Annotated in this window: 22 protein-coding genes and 1 pseudogene; 13 read left to right on the forward strand and 10 right to left on the reverse strand. The window is 70.7% G+C overall.

The features are described 5' to 3' along the window. The first annotated feature begins 42 nt into the window (after window positions 1-42). Window positions 43-3651, forward strand: a complete 3609-nt coding sequence (locus tag AC0L6Y_RS07310) for an SCO7613 C-terminal domain-containing membrane protein (protein WP_473550180.1) — start codon at window positions 43-45, stop codon at window positions 3649-3651. A 76-nt stretch (window positions 3652-3727) separates the two neighbouring features. Beyond that, the gene (locus AC0L6Y_RS07315) at window positions 3728-4216 is read left to right on the forward strand and encodes a Dps family protein (RefSeq protein WP_473550184.1); all 489 of its coding nucleotides are present in this window, start codon (window positions 3728-3730) and stop codon (window positions 4214-4216) included. 69 nt (window positions 4217-4285) lie between these two features. Here the strand turns inward: AC0L6Y_RS07315 and AC0L6Y_RS07320 are convergent, their stop codons facing one another. From AC0L6Y_RS07320 to AC0L6Y_RS07340, 5 genes are read right to left on the reverse strand one after another with little or no spacing between them, the layout of a single operon-like run. Then, complete coding sequence (locus AC0L6Y_RS07320; protein ID WP_473550187.1) at window positions 4286-5761, reverse strand: amidohydrolase; 1476 nt, start codon at window positions 5759-5761, stop codon at window positions 4286-4288. Further along, a complete protein-coding gene (locus tag AC0L6Y_RS07325) occupies window positions 5758-6381 on the reverse strand; it encodes an FMN-binding negative transcriptional regulator (protein WP_473550189.1) in 624 nt (207 codons plus the stop codon). The genes AC0L6Y_RS07320 and AC0L6Y_RS07325 overlap by 4 nt, the downstream gene beginning before the upstream one ends. 10 nt (window positions 6382-6391) lie before the next feature. Further along, a complete protein-coding gene (locus AC0L6Y_RS07330; RefSeq protein ID WP_473550192.1) occupies window positions 6392-7363 on the reverse strand; it encodes an Fpg/Nei family DNA glycosylase in 972 nt (323 codons plus the stop codon). Window positions 7364-7369: 6 nt separating this feature from the next. After that, on the reverse strand, window positions 7370-7855 hold the full coding sequence (locus AC0L6Y_RS07335; RefSeq protein ID WP_473550195.1) for a ribose-5-phosphate isomerase: 486 nt from the start codon (window positions 7853-7855) through the stop codon (window positions 7370-7372). Between the two features lie 2 nt (window positions 7856-7857). Then, window positions 7858-8376 (reverse strand): hypothetical protein, encoded by a 519-nt coding sequence (locus AC0L6Y_RS07340; protein WP_473550198.1) that lies wholly within the window; start codon window positions 8374-8376, stop codon window positions 7858-7860. A 105-nt stretch (window positions 8377-8481) separates the two neighbouring features. Between AC0L6Y_RS07340 and AC0L6Y_RS07345 the strand changes: the two genes are divergently transcribed. Both AC0L6Y_RS07345 and pepN read left to right on the forward strand, forming a co-directional pair. Next, the gene (locus AC0L6Y_RS07345; RefSeq protein ID WP_473550201.1) at window positions 8482-9180 is read left to right on the forward strand and encodes a hypothetical protein; all 699 of its coding nucleotides are present in this window, start codon (window positions 8482-8484) and stop codon (window positions 9178-9180) included. A gap of 88 nt (window positions 9181-9268) precedes the next feature. Beyond that, a complete protein-coding gene (gene pepN, locus AC0L6Y_RS07350; protein WP_473550205.1) occupies window positions 9269-11818 on the forward strand; it encodes an aminopeptidase N in 2550 nt (849 codons plus the stop codon). An 18-nt stretch (window positions 11819-11836) separates the two neighbouring features. On the opposite strand, the gene AC0L6Y_RS07355 is transcribed toward pepN, so the two are convergent. Genes AC0L6Y_RS07355 through AC0L6Y_RS07365 form a run of 3 tightly spaced genes read right to left on the reverse strand, consistent with a single transcriptional unit; the run spans window position 11837 to window position 14093 of the window. Next, on the reverse strand, window positions 11837-12109 hold the full coding sequence (locus AC0L6Y_RS07355; protein ID WP_473550208.1) for a metal-sensitive transcriptional regulator: 273 nt from the start codon (window positions 12107-12109) through the stop codon (window positions 11837-11839). Further along, window positions 12106-12414 carry a rhodanese-like domain-containing protein gene (locus AC0L6Y_RS07360; protein ID WP_473550211.1) on the reverse strand — a complete coding sequence of 103 codons (309 nt, stop codon included), beginning with the start codon at window positions 12412-12414 and terminating at the stop codon, window positions 12106-12108. The genes AC0L6Y_RS07355 and AC0L6Y_RS07360 overlap by 4 nt, the downstream gene beginning before the upstream one ends. A gap of 20 nt (window positions 12415-12434) precedes the next feature. Then, window positions 12435-14093: an FAD-dependent oxidoreductase gene (locus AC0L6Y_RS07365; protein WP_473550214.1), complete on the reverse strand. Its 1659-nt coding sequence runs from the start codon at window positions 14091-14093 to the stop codon at window positions 12435-12437. A 68-nt stretch (window positions 14094-14161) separates the two neighbouring features. On the opposite strand from AC0L6Y_RS07365, the gene AC0L6Y_RS07370 reads away from it, so the two are divergent. The 5 genes from AC0L6Y_RS07370 to AC0L6Y_RS07390 all read left to right on the forward strand — a co-directional run bounded on the left by AC0L6Y_RS07370 (window position 14162) and on the right by AC0L6Y_RS07390 (window position 18387). After that, window positions 14162-15172: a mechanosensitive ion channel family protein gene (locus AC0L6Y_RS07370; RefSeq protein WP_473550218.1), complete on the forward strand. Its 1011-nt coding sequence runs from the start codon at window positions 14162-14164 to the stop codon at window positions 15170-15172. After that, on the forward strand, window positions 15169-15597 hold the full coding sequence (locus tag AC0L6Y_RS07375; RefSeq protein ID WP_473550221.1) for a globin: 429 nt from the start codon (window positions 15169-15171) through the stop codon (window positions 15595-15597). The genes AC0L6Y_RS07370 and AC0L6Y_RS07375 overlap by 4 nt, the downstream gene beginning before the upstream one ends. A gap of 70 nt (window positions 15598-15667) precedes the next feature. Then, window positions 15668-16063, forward strand: coding sequence for a hypothetical protein (locus AC0L6Y_RS07380; protein ID WP_473550224.1), 396 nt, complete (start codon window positions 15668-15670; stop codon window positions 16061-16063). Window positions 16064-16141: 78 nt separating this feature from the next. After that, window positions 16142-17797, forward strand: coding sequence for an FAD-binding dehydrogenase (locus tag AC0L6Y_RS07385; RefSeq protein ID WP_473550226.1), 1656 nt, complete (start codon window positions 16142-16144; stop codon window positions 17795-17797). Window positions 17798-17850: 53 nt separating this feature from the next. Beyond that, window positions 17851-18387, forward strand: coding sequence for a hypothetical protein (locus tag AC0L6Y_RS07390; protein ID WP_473550230.1), 537 nt, complete (start codon window positions 17851-17853; stop codon window positions 18385-18387). A 24-nt stretch (window positions 18388-18411) separates the two neighbouring features. Here the strand turns inward: AC0L6Y_RS07390 and AC0L6Y_RS07395 are convergent, their stop codons facing one another. Next, window positions 18412-19116, reverse strand: a complete 705-nt coding sequence (locus AC0L6Y_RS07395; RefSeq protein ID WP_473550233.1) for a DUF8185 domain-containing protein — start codon at window positions 19114-19116, stop codon at window positions 18412-18414. A 20-nt stretch (window positions 19117-19136) separates the two neighbouring features. Between AC0L6Y_RS07395 and AC0L6Y_RS07400 the strand changes: the two genes are divergently transcribed. Beyond that, complete coding sequence (locus tag AC0L6Y_RS07400; RefSeq protein ID WP_473550236.1) at window positions 19137-20012, forward strand: acyl-CoA thioesterase; 876 nt, start codon at window positions 19137-19139, stop codon at window positions 20010-20012. 41 nt (window positions 20013-20053) lie between these two features. Here the strand turns inward: AC0L6Y_RS07400 and AC0L6Y_RS07405 are convergent, their stop codons facing one another. After that, window positions 20054-20539 carry an acyl-CoA thioesterase gene (locus AC0L6Y_RS07405; RefSeq protein WP_473550238.1) on the reverse strand — a complete coding sequence of 162 codons (486 nt, stop codon included), beginning with the start codon at window positions 20537-20539 and terminating at the stop codon, window positions 20054-20056. A 318-nt stretch (window positions 20540-20857) separates the two neighbouring features. On the opposite strand from AC0L6Y_RS07405, the gene AC0L6Y_RS07410 reads away from it, so the two are divergent. From AC0L6Y_RS07410 to AC0L6Y_RS07420, 3 genes and pseudogenes are all read left to right on the forward strand, one after another. Next, entirely contained in the window at window positions 20858-22156 is a 1299-nt protein-coding gene (locus AC0L6Y_RS07410) for a quaternary amine ABC transporter ATP-binding protein (protein ID WP_473550241.1), read from the forward strand. Next, a complete protein-coding gene (locus AC0L6Y_RS07415) occupies window positions 22156-23061 on the forward strand; it encodes an ABC transporter permease (protein WP_473550244.1) in 906 nt (301 codons plus the stop codon). Before AC0L6Y_RS07410 ends, AC0L6Y_RS07415 begins: the two co-directional genes overlap by 1 nt. Window positions 23062-23151: 90 nt before the next feature. Beyond that, a pseudogene (locus AC0L6Y_RS07420) lies at window positions 23152-24070 on the forward strand (glycine betaine ABC transporter substrate-binding protein). Window positions 24071-24116 lie beyond the last annotated feature (46 nt).

A 24116-nucleotide genomic window follows, 5' to 3' on the forward strand; every position in this document is an offset into this window, starting at 1 on the left:
ATCTGACGCGCTTTCGCCCGACGCGGGCTAACGTGAGCGGTGATGACCGAGTCAAACTCATCCTCACCTCTGAGAGAGTCGCAGCTGGGCACCCGGGCGCGGGAACTGCGCGACCTGGGGCGATGCCCCGCGTGCCTGACGCCGCTCACCTCGCTCACCTGCGGCCGGTGCGGGCTGAACCTCGACGACCCGCTCGCGCACGAGCTCGCGGCTGCCTCCGAGGACGCCGCCGCGGCCCTCGAGAAGCGCGCGGCCCTCATCGGGCGGATGCGCGCCGCCCGCCGCGACGCCGCACCCTCCGCGCCCGCGGCTGCTTCCGCGCCCGCGGCTGCCGCCGAGCCTGCAGCGGCGGCCGAACCGACGACGGCTCCCCAGCCGGCAACGGAGGCGCCCGCAGCAGCACCCGCGGCAGAGCACCCCGCTGCAGCCACCCCGCCGACACCACTCGCCCCGGCACGGCCGCGGCGCTCGAGCGTGCAGATCACGCTTGTCGTCATCGGCGTCTCGCTGCTGTCGACCTTCGCGGTGTTCGGGCTCGTCTACGCCTTCATCAACTACGGGGTCGTCGCGCGCTCCCTCATCGTGGGAGCCGTCACCGTGGCCGCGATCATCGTCGCCTCGACGCTGCGCCGACGCGGTCTCACCAGCACCGCCGAGGGCATCGCCGCGCTCGGCGCGCTGCTCGTGGTGCTGGACGCCTGGGCGATCCGCGAGAACGACTTCTTCGGCGTCGCCGCGAGCGATGAGGCGCTGTACTGGGGATCCGCGCTCGCCCTGTGCGCGGCGTTCTTCATCGCGTGGAGCCACGTCGCCCTGCTGCGCGTGCCGTCGATCGCCGGGCACGCTCTCGTGGCGCCGGCGGTGTTCGTCTTCGGTCTCGGGGTGACGACCGAGATCCTGCCGCTCGACGATGACGCCCTCCGCGGCTTCGGCGCCGCCGTGGCCGGAATCCTCGCGGCCCTCACCCACCGACTGCTCATCCCGAGCGATGAGCGCCGGCGCGGCCGCGCCGGGGTCGCCGAACGCATCCTGATGATGATCGGCGCACTGCTGCTCGGGCTCATCGCGGCGATCGCGGGCGGATTCGTCGCGGTCGACGAGCCCGGTCGCGAGTTCGTCGGCGCGCTCGCCCTCGCCGGGGTCGCGCTCGTCCTCGCGGCCCTCGCCGCCTCCGCGCTGAGCGTGCGGGGTGCGCACCCGGCGACGCGCGTTCTGGCGGGCGTCGCGGTGGGTGGCGCCGTCGCGGTGCTGATCGTCGCCCCGCTCAACGCCGCGGCGCGCGACGACAACCTCGACCTCGCCTTCTCGGGCCCGCTGCTGGTCGCCGCCGTGCTCGCCATCGCCGGCGACCTGATTCTGCGCCGGGTGCGCGCGGGGCGCCGCGGCGTCGCCGCCGGGGGAATGTTCGTGGCGATCGGGCTCGGCAGCTTCGCCGCCCTCGTCGCGTTCACGATCGCGGCCTTCGCCGCCGGCACGCAGTTCGCCCTCCTCGGCCGCGAGGGCGTCGCCCTCGGCACGCGTGCGGATGCGGTCGAGAGCGAGTCCGTCGCCAGCATCCTGGGTCTGGCTGGCGCCGTCGTGATCGCCGCAGGGGTGTGGCTGATCGACCGGGTGCTCGTCCGGCGCCGGGCCGCGCTCGTCGCGGGCGCCCTCGTGGTCGCCGCCCTGGCCGCCCCGCTCGCCCTGATTCATGGCCTGGTGCTGCTCCTGTGGTGGCTGATCGCCGGGGCATCGATCGTGGTTCTCGTCGTGCGCCGCGGGCATCCGGAGCGCGCCCGCATCTCGCTGGCAGGCGGTGCGATCGTCGGCGCGACCCTCGCCTACCTCGCCTCGTGGACGACACCGGAGGCGTGGGTCACCAGCAGCCTGCTCGCGATGGTCGCCCTCGCGGTCGGCCGCGGGCTGATTCGAGGCGACGTGCGGGTCCTTCCCGACGCCGCGATGCTGGCGATCGGCGCGGTGCTCGCCGGGGCGCTCGTGCGCGAGTTCGGCGATTTCCGCGCCGCCCCGGTGCTCGACACGGCCACGGCCGCCGCGGTCGCCGCGGTCGCGGCGCTCGCCGTCGTGCTGTGCGCCACGCTTCCGGATCGCATCCTCGGCACCGTCGAACGGCGAGCCATGTTCTGGGTCGCCACCGGCGCCGGCCTGGCCGCGATGATGGTCACCACCGGCGTCGGCGGCGTGGGCCGCGAGTATGCGAACGGGCTGCGGCTGATGGCGGTCGCGGGCGCCGTGATGCTGACCGGACTGATCGTCTGGGTGTCGCGTCGCGGGACCGCGCGCTTCGCCTCCGAGCGCTTCGTCGCCGCGCTGCTGCTGCCCGGGATCGCGGCGGCGATCGTCTGGCCGCTCGCCGCCGCCGCGCGCATTCCGGAGGGCGCCATCGCGCTGAGCGTCGAATTCGCGCTGCTCGCCGCGGTGATCGCCGGGCTCGCGTTCGCGATCGCGGGGCACGGCCGGCTCCGGCTCGCATCCGACCTCGGCGCGGGCGCGATCGCGGTCGTGGCCCTGGTGACGCCGATCGCGGATCCGCGCGTCGACCCGTGGATCGTGCTGCTTCCCGCCGCCGTCATCGCGCTGGTTGTCGCGATCTCGCCCGACGGCCTGTTCGAGTCGCGCTCCCCGCGGAGGCACCTCGGCTGGGTCGCCCTGGCCCTCGGCGCCGCGGCGCTCTGGTCGCGGCTGTGGCAGAGCGACACCATGCAGGTCGAGCCGTACGCGCTGCCGGTCGCGGGCACGATCCTGCTGGTCGCCGCCCTGATCCACTGGCACGCACCGAGGCGCGACGCCGCCGTCGCCCCGCCGAGCGTCGCATATCTGATCGCTGCCGCGCTGCTGCTGGCGCTGGTGCCCTCGGCGATCGTCACCACCGACGCGTCGCCCGCGCGCACGCTCGTCGTCGCACTGGCCGCGCTCGCCGCGCTCGCCCTCGGGGCGGTCTCCGGCGCCGACTCGTCGCGCATCGGCACCCACGCCGATCGGTTCGTCGGCTATCTCGTCGGCACGGCGACCGTCGTCGCCCTGCTCGCGGGGGCGATCGGCAGCTCCCCGGCCGTCCTCGACCCGATCGCTCTCGCCTCGGTGGCGGCGCTCGCCGCGATCTCGCTGCTCGTCCTCCTCGTGCCGCCCGCGCACGGCGCTCGGGCCTTCTCCTGGTCCGCGTTCGGGCTCGGCGCGCTGGGCGGCCTCGTCCTCATCACGACGGATGTCGCGGATCCGCTCGAATGGGTGACCGTTCCGCTCGCGGCGGCCCTGCTCATCCGCGGGTCGATCGCCCTGCGCCGCCGACCCGGGTCCCGAAGCTGGCCGCAGCTCGGAGCGGGGCTGGCGGTGCTGCTCGTGCCATCGCTGCTGGCCGCCTACGACGAGGACCCGCTGTGGCGCGTGATCGGCATCGGCGTGGTCTCCTTCGCCGTGCTGGCCATCGGCCTGTTCGCGAAGCTCCAGGCGCCGTTCGTGATCGGCGGCGTCGTGCTGCTGTGGCATCTGGTCACCCAGTTCTGGAACCAGCTCACTTTGGTCTACAACGCGGTGCCGTGGTGGGTGTGGGTCGGGATCGCGGGTGCGCTGCTCATCGCCGCCGCGATCCGCTACGAGCAGCGTCTGAACAATGTCCGGACGATTGCTCGGAATGTGCGGCAACTCCGCTGAGGACTGCCTTGCCTTCGTTGCGGAATCTTCCGCGGTGGCTAGCGTTGTATCTGTCGTCAACCCACAAGGAGCGAACATGACAGACGTGAAGGCAGTCCCCGAAAGTTCCATCGACCCCGACGTGTCGTCGGGCGTCGCCCAGTTCCTCGCTCCGATCGTCATCGATCTGCAGGCTCTCGCCATCGATGGCAAGCAGGCGCACTGGCATGTGCGCGGCGCCAACTTCCAGGCCGTGCACGAGCTGCTCGACGTGGTCGTCACGCACGCGCAGGAGTACGCCGACAACGCCGCCGAGCGTGTCGTCGCACTCGGCCTGCCGCTGGACGCGCGCGTTCAGACGGTCGGCTCGAAGACCACCACTCCGAAGCTGAGCGCCGGATTCCAGCAGGCGGACGCCACGATCGCCGAGGTGATCGCCGCGATCGACGCGACGCTGAAGACCGTGCGCACCGCGATCGACGAGCTCGACGAGCTCGACCTGGTCAGCCAGGATGTGGCGATCGAGATCGCCCGCGGGCTCGAGAAGGACCGCTGGTTCCTCTTCGCGCACCTCGCGACCAAGTAGCACCCACCCGCACGAAGGCCGCGCCCCACTCGGGGTGCGGCCTTCGTCGTTGCGGCACCGTGCAGGTGGTCAGAGGGCGCGATGCGTCCAGTCTCCGCCGAGCAGGGTGCCGGCGACCGTCATCGACGCCAGCTGCTCGCCGGATGCGGTGAGCGGGTCGGCCTCCAGGACGATCAGGTCGGCGACTCCCCCGACCTCCACGCGCGCCGGCCCGCCGCCGACGGAGGCGGCGAGCGCCTCGGCCGTCGTGATGCGCTGCTCCGGGTGCCAGGGCGCAAGCCCGTCGCGGGTGCGCGACACCGCCGCCGAGATCGTCCGCCACGGGTCGAGTGCGGCGACCGGCGCATCCGAGCCGAGCGCGAGCTCGGCTCCGGCGTCGAGCAGCGCCCGCAGCGGGAACGCGCGGTCGGTGCGGCCCGCCCAGAAGTGGTCGGCGACGTCGCGGTCGTCGAGGGCGTGCGCGGGCTGCACGCTCGCCACCACCCCGAGTTCGGCGAAGCGCGGCAGATCGCGGGCGGCGACCAGCTGCGCGTGCTCGAGCCGTCCGCGCGCGCCGCCGGGCAGCGGACCGAGCGCCGCGAACACGTCGAGCGCCATCGTGACGGCGCGGTCGCCGATCGCGTGGATCGTCGGCACCAGACCGTGCGCGAGCCCCTCGCGAGCGAGCGCCACCAGTTCGTCGAGCTCGTAGGTGGCCAGCCCGAACGCCTCCGCGCCCTCGAGGTCGGGGTAGGGCTCGGCGCACCAGGCGGTGCGGGTGTTGAGCGAGCCGTCGGTGAAGAGCTTGAAGCTGCCGCCCTCGACGAGACCGCGCGTGCCCTCGATCGCGACCCCGGTGCGCACGCCGACGGCCGCGTCGAGCCCCGCCGGGTAGACCCCCGCGCGCACCCGCAGCCCGCCGAACCCGGCGGCGACCCGCCGCGCCCAGGCTCCGGGGGCGTCCTCCATCTCCAGGTCGTGGATGCCGACGATGCCGCGTCGCGCCCACGCGCCCGCGTCCTCGATCGCCCAGCGGTCGAGCACCGCCTCCGGCACCACCGAGAAGGCGATGTTGGCGTCGAAGGCGTCCTGCTCGCGCAGCCACCAGTCATCCGGGCCCCGCCCGATGGTGGCGAGCGCCGCGGTGTTGCTCCACACCGTGTGCACGTCGCCGCTCACCAGCGAGACGGCATGCTCCCCCAGTTCGAGATCCTCGGGCTGCGGCTCCTCGGGCCAGAGCCCGTCGCGGAACCCGAAGCCGAGCAGCACGTCGCCCGGCGCCGGCGGAGCGACGTCGAGGCGGGCCTTCACGAGCGCCACCACCTCCGCCGCCGAGTCCGCTCCGCTGACGTCGAGCCGCCTGGCCGCCATCGAGACCTGGCCGGAGTGCACGTGGCCGTCCCAGAGCCCCGGATGCACGAAGCGCCCGTCGAGATCGATCACCTCGGTCGCGGCATCGGCCTCCACCCGCGGGGCGAGGGCCGCGATGCGCCCCTCCCGCACGAGCAGGTCGACGAGCGCATCTCCGGCGCCGACGAGGCGGGCACGGCGCAGCAGCAGCGTCATGCGTGGCGCGCCATCTCGTCGGCGAGGCCGGGATGCGCGTAGTGTCCGTCGCCGCGGAGTTCGGCGGTGATCCGCTCGCGCTCCTCGGCGGTGCGGTTCTGGCTGAGCTTGGCGCGCGCGTCGAAGCGCGTCACGCGCAGGCGCACGCCGATGGTGCCGGTGGCGATGTGGCGCGCGCTGGCCTCGTCAAGCTGCAGGGAACGCGGCTCGGGCACGTGCTTCTCGAAGTGGTCGACGAGCCGGCCGAGCACCGCGAAGTTCTCGTCGTCGCTGAGGATCTCGGGCACGCCCCAGAGGTGCGCGGTGACGTGATTCCAGGTGGGCACCATGTCGCTCGGGTCGGGATACCAGCTGGGCGAGATGTAGCCGTGCGGGCCCTGCACGATCACGAGCACCTCGTGCTGCCCGAGCTCGTGGGCGCGCTCGTCGGGGCGGCCGAAGTGGGTGAGCAGCACGAGCTCGCCGGATGCGGCGGTCGCCTCCTCGTCGAGCAGCGTCGGGTAGTGCGAGGCGACGAGGCCGTTCGCGGCCGGCGAGGTCCAGGTGGCCCACGGGTTCTCGCGCACGAGACGGGCGACCTCACCCGGCTCGGTCATCAGGTAATACGGGGTGTAGCGCACGGCAGACTCCTCAGGCCTGGTCGGTGGGGCACCAGTACAGTTTGCGTCCCCCGAGCTCGCGCATGGCGATCGGCGTGCCGCACACGCGGCACGGCTCCCCCGTGCGGTGGTACACCCAGTGCCGGTCGTCGCGGCTGGCGAGCGCTCGGGCGTGCGCCTCGTCGTCGAGGCCGTCCATGGTGAGCATCTGGCCGGTCTCGACGCCGATCGTCAGCAGGTGCACCCAGTCGCGCCAGAGCGCCCGCACGGTGTCCGTCGGCACGTCGCGGCCGGGGGTGAACGGACTCTGCCGCGCCCGGAACAGCAGCTCGGCCCGGTAGACGTTGCCGATCCCTGCGACGACCGACTGATCCATCAGCAGCAGCGCGATCGCCGTCGGCTTCTTGCGCACCGTGGCGACGAAGCGCTCCTCGGCCTCGGCGAGGTCGTCGACGAGCGGATCCGGGCCCAGCTTGGCGAGCACCCGGTCGACCTCCTCGGCGGTCAGCACCTCGCACGCGGTCGGGCCGCGCAGGTCGGCGACCGTGTTGGAGGTCAGCAGCCGCACCCGCACCTGCCCCACCGGCTCCGGGGGGAAGGTCTCGAGCTCGGCGCCGAGCTTCTCCGACTCCGACATGCGCAGCCGGGCCCGGCGCGGCGCCCCGATCGACCAGGGCGAGTCCTCGTGACTGCCGACGACCGTGCCGCGCTGGTTGGTCTGCCCCATGCGTCCGTTCGCCGAGGCGAGCGTGTCGTCGACGTTGATCTCGCCGGCGAAGTCCCACGCGCCGTACATGCCGAGGTGGATGCGCAGCCACAGCCCGTGCTCGAACTCCAGGAACATCTGCTTGCCGACCGCGCGCGACTGCACGATCGTGTGGCCGTCGAGCTGCGCGGCGCCCGCGGCGAAGCGCCCCTGGGGAGAGGAGACCGCGACCGGCTCGTCGAGGAAGTGGCGCGCGAACTGCCGCGCGATGCGGTGGACGGAGTGGCCCTCGGGCACGGTCGGCTAGGAGATCTCGTGCCCGGCGATCGCGCCCGTGGTCTCGAACTCGGCGAGCTGCGCGATACGGCGCGCGTGGCGCTCCTCGCCCGTGAACGGGGTCGAGATGAACGTGTCGATCAGGGCGACGACCTCGTCGAACTCGTGCTGACGGGCCCCGATGGCGATGACGTTGGCGTCGTTGTGCTCACGCGCGAGCTGCGCGGTGGACTGGTTCCAGACGAGCGCCGCGCGCGCCCCCTCGACCTTGTTCGCCGCGATCTGCTCGCCGTTGCCGGAACCGCCGAACACGATCCCGAGCGCCTCGACCCCCGCGGTCTGGTCGCGGACGACTCCGCGCGCCGCGCCGATGCAGAACGAGGGGTAGTCGTCCAGCGGGTCGTAGCTCTGCGGACCGTGGTCGATCACGTCGTGCCCCTGCGCGCGCAGGTGCTCCTGCAGCTCCCGGCTGAAGTCGAGCCCCGCATGGTCGGTGGCGATGTGAATCCGCACGCTCAGTTCTCCGTCTCAACGATCGAGTCGATCACCCAGACGCCGTCGACGTTCGGCACCAGGGTGTAGGTGTAGTCGTACTCTGCGGCATCCCGCAGATCCGTCTCGTGGGTGTGCACGATGGCCCGGTCGGCTTCCGTCGCGGCGTCGAGCACCTCGAGGTCGTAGAGGTACTCCCCGTCGACCGTGTACTCGGCGGCGATCGCCTCCCAGGTGGTGCAGTCGAAGATGCCGTGGTCGTCGCTGCCGTGGGAGATCTCGCGGAACTCCTCCGTCGTCACCGAGGTGAAGAGGTCGCAGTCGACCGTCGCATAGGCGCGATCGAACTGCTCGACGCTCGCCGTCGGATCGCTGGCGGTGCCGACGGCGGTCGGCAGGAGGAACGCGACCACCGCGATGCCGAGCGCGAGCAGCAGGGCTCCGCCCACCGCGAGCAGGATCCAGGGCAGCGCCGAGCGCCGGCGACGCTCCGGGCCCGACTCCGCGACGGGCTCGGCAACAATCGGCTGGTCGGCGGCCATCCTGCTCCTTCGGTTGCTGTTTTCAGTCTAGGGCGGGGCCGAAGGCCCCCTTGTCAGCGCCCCCGCGCGGGGGGAGAATCGAGTCACGGACGACGGGAGAACCCCATGCGTAGAACCGAATTCGTTCCCGAGCTGCTGCCGAATCTGTCGCGCGGTCGGCATTTCACTCCGCGTTCCGGCGCCTGCTTCATGGAATTCGCGTCATTCCTGGCGGGCGAGCGCTGGAGCGACCATCCCAAGTGCACCGATCCGGTGCTGGCGGCCATGGCCCGCGGGGTCAACGATCTGGTCGACGACGAGCACCGCGCCCAGCTGATCCACGACATCCCCCGCGTGGTCGGCGCCCGCGGCGACGACGTCCTCGGACTTCGCATCGCTCTGCGCGCCGCGATCTCGGCGATCCCGGTGGCCAGCATGGATCGGCAGCACGCGCTGGCGGTCGGCATCCTGCTGCTGCTGCGCGAGCTGGGTGAGCGCGAAGAGCTCCCGGCCGAGGTGCGCGACGAGGCCGAGGCCGCGCTCGACGCGGTGCCGGACGCGCGCTCCTGGGCGGACTTCCACCTCTCGCAGGTGCGGGTCAACCGCGCTCAGTTCGCACGCCACGGAGCCGTCTCCATCGTGCGCACCTCGGTGCTCGGCATCGCCGAGGCCTGTGTGCCCGACGCCGACACGCGGCTCGTCGCGATGCTGCACGACACGCTCGACGACGTCGAGGCCGTGCTCGCGAGCGGACACGACGACGAGATGGTCGACGCGGAGGACGCGGTCACGCCGGCGGAGGGGCAACTCGCGAAGCACCGTTGACGCATCGTCACGACTTCCCCGGGTTGCGCGATTAGGGTGGATCGTCGGCGCGATGTGCGCCGCCTGAACGCATCCGAAGGAGTCCCGCGTGCCCGCCGACAACCTCACCCGAGTCGAAGCCCAGGAACGCGCCGCGCAGGTGCAGACCGACAGCTATGAGATCGCCCTCGATCTGACGACCGGCGCCGAGACGTTCCGGGCCGACACCACGATCCGCTTCCGCGCGACCGAGGGAACCAGCACCTTCCTCGACGCGATCACCACCGCGGTGCACTCGATCGAGCTCAACGGCGAGTCGATCGCGACGAGCGCCGCCGACGGCACCCGCATCCAGCTCGACGGTCTCGCCGCCGAGAACGTCGTGCGCGTCGTCGCCGACATGAACTACACCAACACCGGCGAGGGCCTGCACCGCTTCGTCGACCCGGTCGACGGCGAGGTGTACCTCTACTCGCAGTTCGAGGTGCCCGACAGCCGTCGGGTCTTCCCGGTCTTCGAGCAGCCCGACCTCAAGGCCACCTTCCAGTTCATCGTGACCGCCCCCTCCACCTGGCGCGTGGTGAGCAACTCCCCCAGCCCTGAGCCGGTCGTCGCGGGCGAGACCGCCACCTGGACCTTCGAGCCCACCCCGCGGATCTCGAGCTACATCACGGCGCTCATCGCGGGACCCTACGAGTCCGTCCACGACGAGCTGCAGAGCGCGAGCGGGCGCACCATCCCGCTCGGCGTCTACGCCCGCAAGTCGCTCATGCAGTACCTCGACGCGCACTACGTCTTCGACATCACGAAGAAGGGCTTCGCCTACTTCGAGGAGAAGTTCGGCTACCCGTACCCCTTCGCGAAGTACGACCAGCTCTTCGTGCCCGAGTTCAACGCGGGTGCGATGGAGAACGCGGGCGCGGTCACCTTCACCGAGACCTACATCTTCCGCTCGAAGGTGACGGATGCGATCCGCGAGCGCCGCGTCGTCACGATCCTGCACGAGCTGGCCCACATGTGGTTCGGCGACCTGGTCACCATGCGCTGGTGGAACGACCTGTGGCTGAACGAGTCGTTCGCCGAGTGGGCCTCGACCATCGCGACGGCCGAAGCCACCGAGTGGACCGAGGCGTGGACCACCTTCCAGGCGATGGAGAAGAGCTGGGCCTACCGCCAGGACCAGCTGCCCTCGACGCACCCGATCGTGGCCACCATCAACGACCTCGAAGACGTGCAGGTCAACTTCGACGGCATCACCTACGCCAAGGGCGGCTCGGTGCTCAAGCAGCTGGCCGCGTGGGTCGGCATCGACGAGTTCTTCGCCGGCGTCGGCGCCTACTTCCGCAAGCACGAGTACGGCAACACCGAGCTCGCCGACCTGCTGCGCGAGCTCGAGACGACGAGCGGACGCGAGCTGACGACCTGGTCGAAGCTGTGGCTGGAGACGGCCGGCGTGAACACGATCAAGCCGGAGATCGAGACCGACGCCGACGGCCGCATCACGAGCTTCCGCATCCTTCAGTCGGCGCACCCGGACTACCCGACGCTGCGCCCGCACCGCCTCGCGGTCGGCTTCTACGAGAAGACCGGCGCCGGCACGAAGCTCGTGCGCACCCACCGCGTCGAGCTCGACCTCGACGCGGTCGCCGAGACCGAGGTCGCCGAGCTGGTCGGGCTGAGCAAGCCCGCCCTCGTGCTGCTCAACGACGACGACCTCGCCTACGCGAAGATCCGCCTCGACGACGAGTCGCTCGACACCGCCATCGCGCACCTGGCCGACATCGACGACCCGCTCGCGCGCGCGCTCGTCTGGGGCGCGGCGTGGGATGCGACCCGCGACGCCGAGGCCGCTCCGCGCGACTACGTGCAGCTGGTGCTCAACAACATCGCGACCGAGACCGAGTCGACCACGATGCGGCTCGCCCTCACGCAGCTGTCGACCGCGGCGCGCGCCTACGTCGCGCCGGAGATCCGCGACGAGACGATCCGCCAGGTCGGCGACGCCCTGTGGACTCTCGCCAGCGAGGCGGATGCCGGCTCGGACGCCCAGTTCCAGTTCGTCAAGTTCTTCGCGAACCTCGCCTCGACGGCCGAGCACGCGGAGGCGCTGCGCGGCCTGCTGAACGGGTCGATCGCGCTGGATGACCTCGAGATCGACACCGACCTCGCGTGGGAGCTCCTGGAGGGGCTCGTGCTCGTGGGCGAGGCCGGCGAGGACGAGATCGCGGCGGCGCTGGAGAAGGACAACACCGCGAACGGCCAGCAGGCCGCGGCTCGCGCGCGTGCGACGCTGCCCACCTTCGCCGGCAAGCGCGCCGCCCTGGAGGGGGCGATCTCGGACGCGACGATGTCGAACGTCGTGCTGCGCAGCTCCGGCGTCGGCTACCAGCACGTCAACGACATGAGCGATCTCGCGGGTCTGATGGAGCCCTACTTCGACGCGCTCGTCGACGTCTGGACGAACCGCAGCTACCAGATCGCGTCGTACATCATCCAGGGCTTCTACCCGCCGATCGTCAGCCAGGAGCTGGTCGACACCACCCACCGCTGGCTGGAGGCGCACCCCGAGGTGCCCGCGCTGCGTCGTCTGGTGATCGAGCAGCTCGCCGGCGTCGAGCGCGCCCTGAAGGCGCAGGAGCGCGACAGCCAGGCGCAGTAGTTCGGGACGAACCCGGTCTCAGGCGAGCGTGAGGAAGAGCTTCTCCAGCTCCGCCCGGCTCAGACCGTCGGGACCGGGTTCCTCCTCGTCGAGCGTCGCGCAGTTCGTCAGCGCCGAGGCGATGATCGCGAATCCGGCGCGATCCAGCGCCGAGGACACCGCCGAGAGCTGCGTCACGACGCTGCGGCAGTCGCCGCCGCTCTCGACGGCGGTCACGAGCGCGTGCAGCTGCCCTTCGGCACGCTTCAGGCGATTCACGATGGCCCGCGTTGCGTCGGCCTGGTCACTCATGCTGCACTCCTCTCGATCGGCAGTCCTGCGTGGTACCACTCGGTGATGCCGCCGAGGACGTTGACCGCGTCGCGGCCCTGAGCGGTCAGGAAGTTGGTCGCCTGCACGCTGCGTCCCCCGGAGAGGCACATGACGTACAGGGTACGGTCGTCGGGCAATTCGGCGAAGCGATTAGTGAGCTCGCTGAGGGCGACGTGGATGACGCCCGGCACGTGCGCCGCATCGTATTCGTCGCGTTCGCGGACATCCACGATCGTGGCGGTGTCGCCGAGCGCGGCGAGGTCGGTGGGGGTGATGCTCTGCATGGGTGGTCCTCTCGAGGGGGTCAGGCGGCCGCGAGGGTCGCAGCGGCGTCGCGCGCGGCGGTTCCATCGCGCCAGGTCAGGTATCCGCCGTCCAGGTTGACGGCGTCGACGCCGAGCTCGGTCAGCAGCCGAACGGCGGTGTGAGCGCTTTGACCCACACGACAGTGGATCACGATCGGGCCGCCCTGCAGGTCGTCGGCGCGCGCGCGGAGCTCCTCGACCGGAATCCAGGTGCTGCCGGGGATCGAGCCCTCCGAGAGCTGGCCCCGCGCCCGGACGTTGATCAGTCGCGCTCCGGCGGCGAGCGCACCCTCGAGCTCGTGCCACTGAAGCGTGCGGTCGAGCCCGTCGCGCAGGTTCTCGTTGACGTAGCCGAGCATGTTCACCGGGTCCTTGGCGGAGCCGAACTGCGGCGCGTAGGCCAGCTCGAGCTCCGCGAGCTCGCTGGCGGTGCGACCGCTCGACATCGCGGTCGCGATGACGTCGATGCGCTTGTCGGCGCCCTCCATCCCCACCGCCTGCGCACCGAGGATCGCGTCATCGACCGGATCGACGAGCAGCTTGAGCGAGATGGGACGAGCCCCCGGGTAGTACCCGGTGTGCTGCTGCGGATGCGTGTGGATCGCCCGGTAGGCGCGCCCCGCCGCACGCAGCTGCTTCTCGCTCGCCCCGACGGAGGCGGCGGCCAGGCCGAACACCGAGACGATGGCGACGCCGAAGGACGGGCGGGCCGAGATCGGGCGTCCGGCGATCGAGTCGGCCACGAGCCGCCCGTGTCGGTTGGCGGGTCCGGCGAGCGCGAGCAGGCGCGTCCCGCCGAAGATCGCATCCGCCTTCTCGGCCGCGTCGCCGATCGCATAGATGTCGCGGTCGCTCGTGCGCAGCTCGTGATCGACGGCGACGCCGCCGCGCGGCCCGATCTCGAGACCCGCGCGCACGGCCAGGTCGGTCTCGGGGCGCACGCCGATGGCCGAGATCACGAGCTCGGCGGGCACCTCGGTGCCGTCGTCGAGCGTGACCGAGTCGGCGTCGATCCGAACGGCGGTGGCCCCGGTGAGAAGCCGCACCCCGTTGCTCTCGAGCTGGCGCGCGACGGGCTGCGCCATCTCGGGGTCGAAGCTGGTGAGGATCTGCGAGTCGCGCTGGACGACCGAGGTCGCGACGCCGCGGTGCGCGAGGTTCTCGGCGACCTCCAGCCCGACGTAGCCGGCGCCGAGCACGACCGCCGCGCGCGGAGCGTCGTCGAGGGCGCTCACGATGCGGTCGAGGTCGTCGAGGTCGCGCAGCACGTGCGCCCGATCGGCGCCCGGGATCTCGGGGCGGATCGGCGACGCGCCGGTCGCGAGAATCAGCTTGTCGTAGCCCAGCTCGTACGCCGCACCGTCGGCGGGCAGCACCGAGACGGTGTGCGTCACGGGATCGATCGCGGTCACCGTGGAGCGCACCCGCACGTCGAGCCGGAATCGCGCGCCCAGGGCTCGCGGGGTCTGCAGCACGAGCGAGGAGCGCTCGGCGATGACGCCGCTCAGGTGGTAGGGCAGCCCGCAGTTCGCGAACGACACCTCGCCCCCGCGCTCGAGCACGATGATCTCGGCGGATTCGTCGAGCCGACGCATCCGCGTCGCGGCCGACATTCCGCCCGCGACGCCGCCGATGATCACCACACGATTCGAAGTCATGGCTCGACTATACCCCCAGGGGTATCCGGGAGCAACTCGCGGCACGGCGAACTAGGCTGAGCCCCGACATGGATTTCAGTTCTTGGGGCGCCTTCTGGGCCAGCGTCGAAGCCATCCTCGACGGACGCTTCGGCACGCCCATCTCGATCGTCGCGATCGTCGTCGGCTCCATCATCGTGCGTGTTGTCCTGACCTTCGTCATCCGGCGCGTCGTCCACCGCGTCGTGAGCGGCGTGAAGAAGAGCCAGGGCATCGAGGACACGCAGCTTCTTCCCGCCTCCCCCGTCGCGGCCGCGCGCGTCGTGCAGCGCACCCGCGCCCTCGGCGGCATCCTGACCGGCATCATCACCGCGGTCATCGTGATCGTCGCCCTCGTGCTGATCATCTCCGCCATCGACCCGAACGCCACGGGAGCCTTCGCCCTGATCACCGCGGCGCTCGGCGCGGGCCTCGGCTTCGGCGCCCAGAACCTCGTCCGCGACATCCTGAGCGGCATCTTCCTCGTCGCCGAGGACCAGCTCGGGGTCGGCGACGTCGTCGATCTCGGCCCCGCGACCGGCATCGTCGAGTCGGTGGAGATCCGCGTCACGCGCATCCGCGACGTCAACGGAACGCTCTGGTACGTGCGCAACGGCGAGATCACACGGGTCGGCAATCTCTCGCAGGGCTGGTCCCGCGTCGTGCTCGATCTGCAGGTACCCTACGACGCCGACATCGACACGGTCGAGGACCACATGCTCGCCACCGCCGTCCGGCTCTCGGAGGAGCCCAAGTGGAAGCGGCTCATCCTCGAGCGCCCCGAGCTCTGGGGCATCGAGTCCATCTCCGGCGACGGCATCGTCGTCCGCCTCGTCGTCAAGACGCACTCGGGCAGCAAGGACGATGTCGCCCGCGAGCTGCGCGCCCGGCTCAAGCGCTCGCTCGACGAGCTCGGTGTTCGCCTGCCCGCGCTGTCGACCACGATCCTCACCGGCTACGAGGGCGCCGCATCCGTGCGGGGCGCTCGCCCGCCGAAGACCGCCCAGGTCCCGATCCCGCGCCCGTCGCCCGGCCGCCGCTCGACCTCGAAGGAATCATGACCGAGAACCCCGTCACCCTCCGATCCGGCCCGAGCGGCGAAGCCGTCGGCGGCAACTTCTGGGAGCAGGTCGGCGGCCGGCCGACGTTCGAGAAGCTCGTCCGCGCCTTCTACGTCGGCGTGAAGGACGACGAGGTGCTGCGTCCGATGTATCCCGAGGAGGACCTCGAGGGCGCGATCCAGCGCCTCACCGGATTCCTCGAGCAGTACTGGGGCGGGCCGACGACCTACAGCGAGGAGCGCGGCCACCCGCGCCTGCGCATGCGCCACGCCGCCTTCAAGGTCAACCCGGATGCGCGCGACCGCTGGCTCGCCCACATGCACACGGCGATGAAGAGCCTCGAGCTCTCGCAGCTGCACGAGGCGACGCTCTGGAGCTATCTGGAGCGCGCCGCCCACGCGATGGTCAATACGCTCGACGCCTGAGAATTCCTCCGCTAATCTGATTGCGCGCTGAGTAACCCCTGCTGAGCGGCCGTCAAGATCGGAGCACATCATGCGCACCGCCTATCGTGAGGACATCGTGCGGAGTCGCACGACTGCGGGCCGAAAGGACGTGAGCGCGGTGAACACGATCGATCAGGTGCGCGAGGGCATGACCGTCGTCGACATGACCGGCGAGCGTGTGGGCAAGGTCAGCGCGGTCAGCATCGGCGACCCGCAGGCGGTCACCGACGAGGGCCAGCACTTCGATGAGTGCTCGTTCGACATGCTCAACGAGCTGCGCTCCATCCTCGGCGGGGATGCGATCCCTGATGAACAGGCCCACCACCTTCTCCGCGCCGGCTTCGTCCGGGTCCACCGACTCCTGCATCACGATCTCTTCGTCACGCCGGCCGAACTCGATCGGGTCGAAGGTGACACGCTCCACCTCTCAATCGCCGCCGACTAGGCGCGCCCAGCTTCCCCCGCGTTTCGCCCCGGTAGTCTCGGAACGCCAACGCGCATCGAGGAATTGGGGGGTTCGCGAGTGACCGATCAGGCAGACGCGATCGTTGTCGGAGCCGGACTCGCGGGACTCGTCGCCGCCAGCGAACTGGTCGCCGCCGGCAAGAAGGTGATCGTGCTCGAGCAGGAGCCCGAGGCCAGCCTCGGCGGTCAGGCGTGGTGGTCCTTCGGCGGCCTTTTCCTGATCGACAGCCCCGAGCAGCGACGGATGGGAATCCGCGACAGCCACGAGCTCGCCCGCCAGGACTGGTTCGCCAGCGCCGAATTCGACCGCGACGAGGACGAGCACGGTCGCCGCTGGGCGGAGGCCTACCTCGCCTTCGCCGCCGGCGAGAAGCGCGCCTGGCTGCGCGAGAAGGGCGTCTCGTTCTTCCCCGTCGTCGGATGGGCCGAGCGCGGCGGCTACACCGCGACGGCGCACGGCAACTCGGTTCCCCGCTTCCACGTCACGTGGGGCACCGGCCCCGCCATCCTGGAGCCGTTCATCCGCGCCGTGCGCGAGGGCGTCGAGGCGGGGCTCGTCGAGCTGCGCTTCCGTCACCGCGTCGACGAGCTGATCACCCGCGACGGCGCCGTGGTGGGCGTGCGCGGGCAGATCCTCGCCGACGACGACGCGGCACGAGGCGCGGCGAGCAATCGCGACGAGATCGACCCGTTCGAGTTCAAAGCCGGCGCCGTGATCGTCTCCAGCGGTGGCATCGGCGGCAACCACGACCTGGTTCGCGCGCAGTGGCCCGAATGGCTCGGCGCTCCCCCGAAGCAGATGCTCAGCGGAGTCCCCGCCCACGTCGACGGACGCATGCTGGCGATCTCCGAGAACGCCGGCGCGCGGCTGATCAACGGCGACCGCATGTGGCACTACGTCGAAGGCATCACGAACTTCGATCCGGTCTGGGCCGACCACGGCATCCGGATCCTGCCCGGCCCGTCGAGCCTCTGGTTCGACGCCACCGGCAATCGCCTGCCGGTGCCGCTGTTCCCCGGCTTCGACACCCTCGGAACGCTCGAGCACCTGCGCCAGACCGGGCACGACCACTCCTGGTTCGTGCTGACGCAGTCGATCATCGAGAAGGAGTTCGCGCTCTCCGGCAGCGAGCAGAACCCCGACCTCACCGGCAAGAGCATCCTCGAGCTGCTCCGGCAGCGACTCGCGAAGGGCGCCACCGGCCCCGTCGAGGCGTTCAAGGAGCAGGGCGAGGACTTCATCGTCGCCGACACCCTCGACGAGCTGTTCGCCGGGATGAAGCGCCTCTCGCCCGGGATCAAGCTCGACACGAAGACCATCCGACGCGAGATCGAGGCGCGCGACCGAGAGCTGGACAACCCGTTCAGCAAGGATGCGCAGGTGACCGCCACGCGCGGTGCGCGGCGCTACCGCGGCGACCGCCTCATCCGCGTCGCGAAGCCCCACAAGATCCTCGACGCCCGGCACCGGCCGCTCATCGCCGTGAAGCTGCACGTGCTGACGCGCAAGAGCCTGGGCGGCATCCAGACCGACCTGACCGGTCAGGCGCTCACCGCCGACGGCACGCCCATCCCGGGCCTGTTCGCCGCGGGCGAGGCCGCCGGTTTCGGCGGCGGCGGCATGCACGGCTACCGCTCGCTCGAGGGGACCTTCCTCGGCGGCTGCCTGTTCACGGGCCGCACCGCCGGCCGCACGGTCGCCGCGCAGCTCTGATCTCGTCGCGTGTGCGCTCCCGGGTTCCGCGCGGTGACCTCTAGGCTCGGCCCGTGACCGATCAGACTCCGTACACCGTCAACGCCTCCGCCACCGCCGCGCTTCGCGCGCCCGCCGGCACCAGCACGAGCACACCCTGGATCTGGGTGATCGCGCTCGCCCCGCTGCTGAGCCTCATTCCGGCGATGTTCATCGACTGGCGGGGGATCATGACGCTGTCCCTGCTCTACCCCAGCGATCCGGCGGCGCAGTTCGCGATCTTCACTGACCCGGGCTACCTGGCCACGGTGCTTCTCGGCATCGTCGCGACCGCGGTCCTGATCGCGGGCGCCTACTTCGACCACAAGGAGCTGAAGGCGCGGGGCGTCCCGCAGCCCTTCGCCTGGCCGTGGATGCTGTTCGTGTTCGTCGCCGGCGGCAACCTCGTCTACGTGATCGGACGTTCGGTCGTGGTGCGCCGACGCACCGGCGGCGGACTCGCGCCCCTCTGGGCGACGATCGCGGTGCACGCGCTGTCGTTGATCGTCGGAATCGTGATCATGTCGATCGTCTTCTCGACCATGTTCGAGCTGATGAACTACTACCTCTAGCCGGTCCGTCTCGCGCGACGCGTGCTAGCGCGAGAGAGTCCAGGCGCGACGCTTCACGAGCACGTGACCGCGCGGTGAGCTGAGCCGCGTCCAGGTGCCCGTCTCGAACACCTCGATCGGCGCCGCCCCGTCGAGTCTCGCGCCGCCGAGGAACCCGAGACTGAGCGCGGCGAAGGCGGCGCCCGCCGGGATGTGCTCCGCGCCCGCGATCTCGCGCCCCCAGACCTCGGTGCGCACCGTGCGCACGATCTGCTCACCGGCCCCGTCGGGAAGCGCCTCGGCGACCTGATCGATCCCGGCACGCGCGGCGGCGTCGAGCACGCCGGCGTCGATCGTGCCGATCGGCGCCCACCCGCCGCGCGGCGGCGAGATCGCGGCCCAGGTGACGCTCGGCGCCTCCATCGGCAGCGTCAGGGTCGCGGTGAACAGCTCGGGGTTGGCGGCGCGCGCGGCGTCCGCCTGCACGTTCTCCAGCCGCTGGCGCAGCGCGGCCAGCGGAACGACGGCGTCGAAGCTGTCGTCGCCGGAGATCCGGGCGACGCGCAGCCCCAGCACCGTGGGCGCATCGTCAGTCAGCCCGACGGGGTAGAAGATCGCGACGTACACCGCGAGCACGCCGTTGGCGGCGACCAGGCGCACGGAACCGTCCTCGATGCGCGCGGCGCGCGCCAGGAAGGTCTGCAGATCGTCGAGGGCGGGGAGGTCTGTCAGCGTGAAGGAACGGCTCATCTGCTCCTAAACTACAACCCATGAGCGATGCTGTGTCGGGACTCCTGGCCGCCCTCGACCTTTCCGACACGGGTGCCCGCACGCGCGAGGACATCTTCACCGGACCGAGCGAGTGGATGCCCAACGGGCGCGTGTTCGGCGGGCAGGTTCTGGCCCAGTCGCTCATGGCCGCGATTCGCACGACGCCGGAAGACCGTTTCGTGCATTCGATGCACGGCTACTTCCTCCGGCCCGGCGATGTGACGCAGCCGATCACGTTCTCGGTGGACCGCATCCACGACGGCCGCTCGTTCTCGACCCGTCGCACGCAGGCCTACCAGTCGGGTGAGCCGATTCTGTCGATGATCGCCTCGTTCCAGGACGTCGACCCCGGCTTCGACCACCAGGTGGAGATGCCCGCCGGCATCCCCGATCCCGAGAGTCTGCCGACGGTCGCCGAGCTGCTCAAAGACGTCGACCACCCGCTCGCCCGCGCCTGGGCCAACCGGCGGGCCTTCGACATCCGTCACGTCGAAGAGCCGATCTACCTGACGCCCGACCGCGAGAAGTCCGCGCACCAGGTGATCTGGATGCGCGCGCAGGATCCGCTGCCCGACGACCCGAACATCCACCGCGCCGCCCTCGCCTACGCGAGCGACTACGCCATCCTCGAGCCGGTGCTGCGCAAGCACGGCGTCGCCTGGTCGAACCCCGGCCTCAAGGTCGCGAGCCTCGACCACGCCATGTGGTGGCACCGTTTCGCGCGCGCCGACGAATGGCTGCTCTATGTGCAGGAGTCGCCCACCGCGATCGGCGGGCGCGGGCTCGCCCAGGGTCGGATCTACTCGCGCGACGGCGTCCTCGCCGCGAGCGTGGCGCAAGAGGGCATGATCCGCGTGCCCGAGTTCTTGAACTGACCGGGAGCGCGCCGGCTCTGCTCACGCGGGCGGACGACGGTTCAGCGCCGGTTCGCGAACTCGATCGGGTCTTCCGCGTGGGCGGACCAGGTCTCGCGCTCGGCGTCGGTCAGGCGGCGCGGTCGCATCGTGGTCGCGTTGACGAGCACGATCGTCGTGCTCGCCCGCGCGAACACGATCTGCGGTTCCGCGCCGACCGGCGAGCAGACCTCGTAGCAGACCTCGAGGCTGGAGCCGCCGAGTCGGCCGATCCACAGCTGCACATCGATGGGCTTGCGCAGGTACGGGACCGGGGCAAGGTACTCGATCTCCTGCCGCGCGATCAGCGAGAGCGTCTGCGCACCGTCGCCGTTGTCGATGAGCGCGGTCGCGGGGACATCGCTGGCCTCGTGGCCCGCGGCGCTGTCCGCCCAGAACACCTGGATGCGGGCCTCCTCGAGCAGCCGCAGCATGACCGCGTTGTTGACGTGCCCGTAGGCGTCGAGGTCGGCCCAGCGCAAGGCGATCGGCACATGAAGTCGGGTCATGGTGGACGGCTCCGTTCGAAACGCGAAGTGAACGCCATGTCTCGATCCGGACTCGATGGCGCCCACGGTTGGCCAGGGCTCGCCCGGCTCTGTTACGTTAGTTGACGGCCTCCCGGCGACGCGTCCGACACGACCGTGGAGTGAGCCCTGACACCCAGGCCGCGATCGCCGCCCCCCGTGGCGGCGAGCGTATGGCATGTCAATGCGCGACATCACTCGATGTGATGTCCCTCGCCTGCAGTTGATCGCAGGCGTCCGCATGGCGTGCCCGGACCGCAACCCGAGACCTGGCGCTGACGCGCGCAGGCACAGGATGACGTGACCGACACTGTTGCACTGAAGGCGGACGGACTTTTCAAAGTCTTCGGCCGCCGAACGACCGAAACTGTTGAACGACTCCGCACCGGCGCGCACCGCGACGAGGTCTCCCTCGGCACCACCGCCGCCGTGATCGATGCGAGCTTCGAGGTCAAGCGCGGCGAGATCTTCGTCGTGATGGGCCTCTCCGGCTCCGGCAAGTCGACCCTGATCCGGATGCTGAACGGCCTGCTCGATGCGACCGCCGGCACCGTGACGATCGGCGGCGACCCGATCACCGGCATCTCCGCCGAGCAGCTGCGCCAGATCCGCCGCAAGCGGATCTCGATGGTGTTCCAGCACTTCGCCCTGCTCCCCCACCGCACGGTGCTCGACAACGTGGCCTACGGCCTCGAGATCCAGGGCATGCCGCGCGAGGAGCGCCTGGAGCGCGCCCGGAAGACCACCGCGCTGGTCGGTCTCGCCGGCTGGGAGGACAAGTACCCCTCCGAGCTCTCCGGTGGAATGCAGCAGCGCGTGGGCCTCGGCCGCGCCCTCGCCGCCGACACCGACGTGCTGCTGATGGACGAGGCGTTCAGCGCCCTCGACCCGCTGATCCGCCGCGAGATGCAGGAGCAGCTCCTCGAACTGCAGGAGACCCTGCAGAAGACCATCATCTTCATCACCCACGACCTCAACGAGGCGATGTTCCTCGGCGATCGCATCGCCGTCATGCACGACGGTCGCGTCGTTCAGATCGGCACGCCGGAGGACATCCTCACCGACCCCGCCAACGACTACGTCGAGCAGTTCGTGCAGGACGTCGACCGTGCGCGCGTGCTCACCGCCGGCAACGTGATGGAGAAGCCGCGGCTGTCCGTCTCGGAGTCCGCGGGCCCGCGCACCGCGCTCAAGGCGATGCGCGAGGGCTACTCCTCCGCCGTCTACGTGACCGGCCGCGATCACAAGCTGCTCGGCATGGTGCGCGACCGCGACGCCATGAAGCTCGTGCAGAAGGGCGAGCGCTCGCTCGCCAGCATGATCCGCCCCGTGCCGCAGTCCGTCGAGGTCGATGCGGTCCTGATGGACCTCTTCGTTCCCTCGGTGGAGTCGCCGCTCCCGTTGGCGGTCGTCAACTCTGACGGACGCCTCGTCGGCGTGATCCCGCGCGTGACGCTGCTGGCCGCTCTCGGCCCCGGCGATGCCGCCACCGGCGAGATCGTCATCCCCGTGCCCGCCGCGGAGATCGATGAGCTGCTCGCCACTGCCCCGGGAGCCGCCGACGAAGCCTCCGCAACCGAAGCGAAGGAGACCCGCTGATGGATTGGTTCCGCATTCCCGTCGGCGAATGGTTCGACACCGGCCTGGACTGGGCGAAAGACAACCTCGCGATCGTGTTCGACGGTCTCGACACCGGCTTCGACTGGATGGTCACCTCGCTGACCGACGTGCTGCTCTGGATTCCGGCGCTCGTGCTGATCGCGGTCTTCGCCCTGATCGGCTGGGCGCTGCGCTCGTGGCAGCTCGCCGTCGGAACGGTCATCTCGTTCCTGCTGATCCTCGGCATGGACGTCTGGACCTCGGCCATGCAGACGTTCGCGCTGGTTCTCGTGGCGGCTCTGATCGCCATCGTGATCGCGGTGCCGCTCGGCATCCTCATGGCGCGCAACTCCGCGGCGCGCGCCGTGCTGCGCCCGGTGCTCGACTTCATGCAGACGATGCCGGCCTACGTGTACCTGATCCCCGCGATCATCTTCTTCGGCATCGGCGTGGTTCCCGGTGTCGTGGCGACGATCATCTTCTCGCTCCCGCCCGGGGTGCGCTTCACCGAGCTCGGCATCCGCGGAGTCGACGCCGAGCGCGTCGAAGCCGGCCAGGCCTTCGGTGCGACGCCGGGACAGATCCTGCGCGGCATCCAGTTGCCCCTCGCGGCGCCCACCATCATGGGCGGCATCAACCAGGTGATCATGCTGTCGCTCTCGATGGCGGTCATCGCCGGAATCGCGGGCGCCGACGGCCTCGGAAAGGACGTCGTTGCGGCGATCTCGACCCTGAACGTCCCGATGGGCGTCGAAGCCGGACTCGGTGTGGTGATCCTCGCGATCTTCCTCGACCGCGTGACCTCGGCACTGGGCACCCCCGCCGAGCACCCGCACTCGCTGCGAGCCATCGCCGCGCGCCGTCGCAGCGCGCGCGCCGAGCTCGTGGCCCGCAGCGCCAGCTAGGCGCCGCTCCCCCAATCCGCGCTCGACGGAGCTTCCGTGGAGCGCTGCCAAGCCCGCATCGCCGGGAACAACCAGAGAAAGGACATTCACATGCTGAATGGACACACTGTGCGCCGTAGCGCCGTCATCGGAGGTGCGCTCGCCCTCACGGTCGGCCTCGCCGGCTGCGCGACCGCCGAGACCGGCGACGCCGGATCCGACAACGGTGACTCGATGGGAACCATCACCCTCGGCTTCATCCCCGGATGGACCGACGGCCTGAGCACCGCGTACCTCCTGGAGGACCAGCTCGAGAAGCTCGGCTACACCGTCGAGATGGAGACCCTCACCGAGGCGGCTCCGCTCTACATCGGCCTCGCCGGCGGCGACGTCGACATCTACCCCTCGGCATGGTCCGAGGTCACCCACGCCGCCTACATGGAGGAGTACGGGGACGACATCGAGGACCTCGGAACCTACTACGCGGGCGCCAGCCTGACGATCGCGGTCCCGACCTACACCGAGATCGACTCGATCGCGGAGCTCGCCGGCAACGGCGACATGTTCGACGGCAAGATCACCGGCATCGAGCCGGGCGCGGGCCTCACCGCGATCACGCAGGACGCGATGATCCCGACCTACGGCCTGGAGGGCGAGTACGAGCTCGTCACCTCGTCGACCGCCGCCATGCTCACCGAGCTCGGCAACGCGATCGAACGCGCAGGAGGACATCGTCGTGACGCTGTGGCGTCCGTTCTGGGCCAACGCGGCCTTCGACATCAAGACGCTCGAGGACCCGGAAGGCGCCATGGGCGGCTCCGAGGGCCTGCACTTCCTCGGCACCGCCGGCTTCTCGGAGGAGCACCCCGAGGCCGCCGAGCTGATCGCGAACATCCAGCTCGATGACGCTCAGTACGGCGCGCTCGAGAACCTCGTCGTCAACGAGTACGGCGAGGGCCAGTACGCCGAGGCGATCAACGCTTGGCTCGTGGAGTACCCCGACGCGTTCGAGGGCCTTCTCGCCAACTGACGCAGTTCGTTCGTGACCGCGGCTCGCGCCGCGCGATGAACTGAGA

Source organism: Pseudolysinimonas sp. 10J20-29, assembly GCF_055809595.1.

Excerpts from the sequence above, each read along its gene's own strand:
- AC0L6Y_RS07310 (WP_473550180.1), top strand. The coding sequence starts at position 43 with ATGACCGAGTCAAACTCATCCTCACCTCTGAGAGAGTCGCAGCTGGGC.
- AC0L6Y_RS07315 (WP_473550184.1), top strand. The coding sequence starts at position 3,728 with ATGACAGACGTGAAGGCAGTCCCCGAAAGTTCCATCGACCCCGACGTG.
- AC0L6Y_RS07320 (WP_473550187.1), bottom strand. The coding sequence starts at position 5,761 with ATGACGCTGCTGCTGCGCCGTGCCCGCCTCGTCGGCGCCGGAGATGCG.
- AC0L6Y_RS07340 (WP_473550198.1), bottom strand. The coding sequence starts at position 8,376 with ATGGCCGCCGACCAGCCGATTGTTGCCGAGCCCGTCGCGGAGTCGGGC.
- AC0L6Y_RS07345 (WP_473550201.1), top strand. The coding sequence starts at position 8,482 with ATGCGTAGAACCGAATTCGTTCCCGAGCTGCTGCCGAATCTGTCGCGC.
- AC0L6Y_RS07355 (WP_473550208.1), bottom strand. The coding sequence starts at position 12,109 with ATGAGTGACCAGGCCGACGCAACGCGGGCCATCGTGAATCGCCTGAAG.
- AC0L6Y_RS07360 (WP_473550211.1), bottom strand. The coding sequence starts at position 12,414 with ATGCAGAGCATCACCCCCACCGACCTCGCCGCGCTCGGCGACACCGCC.
- AC0L6Y_RS07365 (WP_473550214.1), bottom strand. The coding sequence starts at position 14,093 with ATGACTTCGAATCGTGTGGTGATCATCGGCGGCGTCGCGGGCGGAATG.
- AC0L6Y_RS07370 (WP_473550218.1), top strand. The coding sequence starts at position 14,162 with ATGGATTTCAGTTCTTGGGGCGCCTTCTGGGCCAGCGTCGAAGCCATC.
- AC0L6Y_RS07375 (WP_473550221.1), top strand. The coding sequence starts at position 15,169 with ATGACCGAGAACCCCGTCACCCTCCGATCCGGCCCGAGCGGCGAAGCC.
- AC0L6Y_RS07380 (WP_473550224.1), top strand. The coding sequence starts at position 15,668 with ATGCGCACCGCCTATCGTGAGGACATCGTGCGGAGTCGCACGACTGCG.
- AC0L6Y_RS07395 (WP_473550233.1), bottom strand. The coding sequence starts at position 19,116 with ATGAGCCGTTCCTTCACGCTGACAGACCTCCCCGCCCTCGACGATCTG.
- AC0L6Y_RS07400 (WP_473550236.1), top strand. The coding sequence starts at position 19,137 with ATGAGCGATGCTGTGTCGGGACTCCTGGCCGCCCTCGACCTTTCCGAC.
- AC0L6Y_RS07405 (WP_473550238.1), bottom strand. The coding sequence starts at position 20,539 with ATGACCCGACTTCATGTGCCGATCGCCTTGCGCTGGGCCGACCTCGAC.
- AC0L6Y_RS07415 (WP_473550244.1), top strand. The coding sequence starts at position 22,156 with ATGGATTGGTTCCGCATTCCCGTCGGCGAATGGTTCGACACCGGCCTG.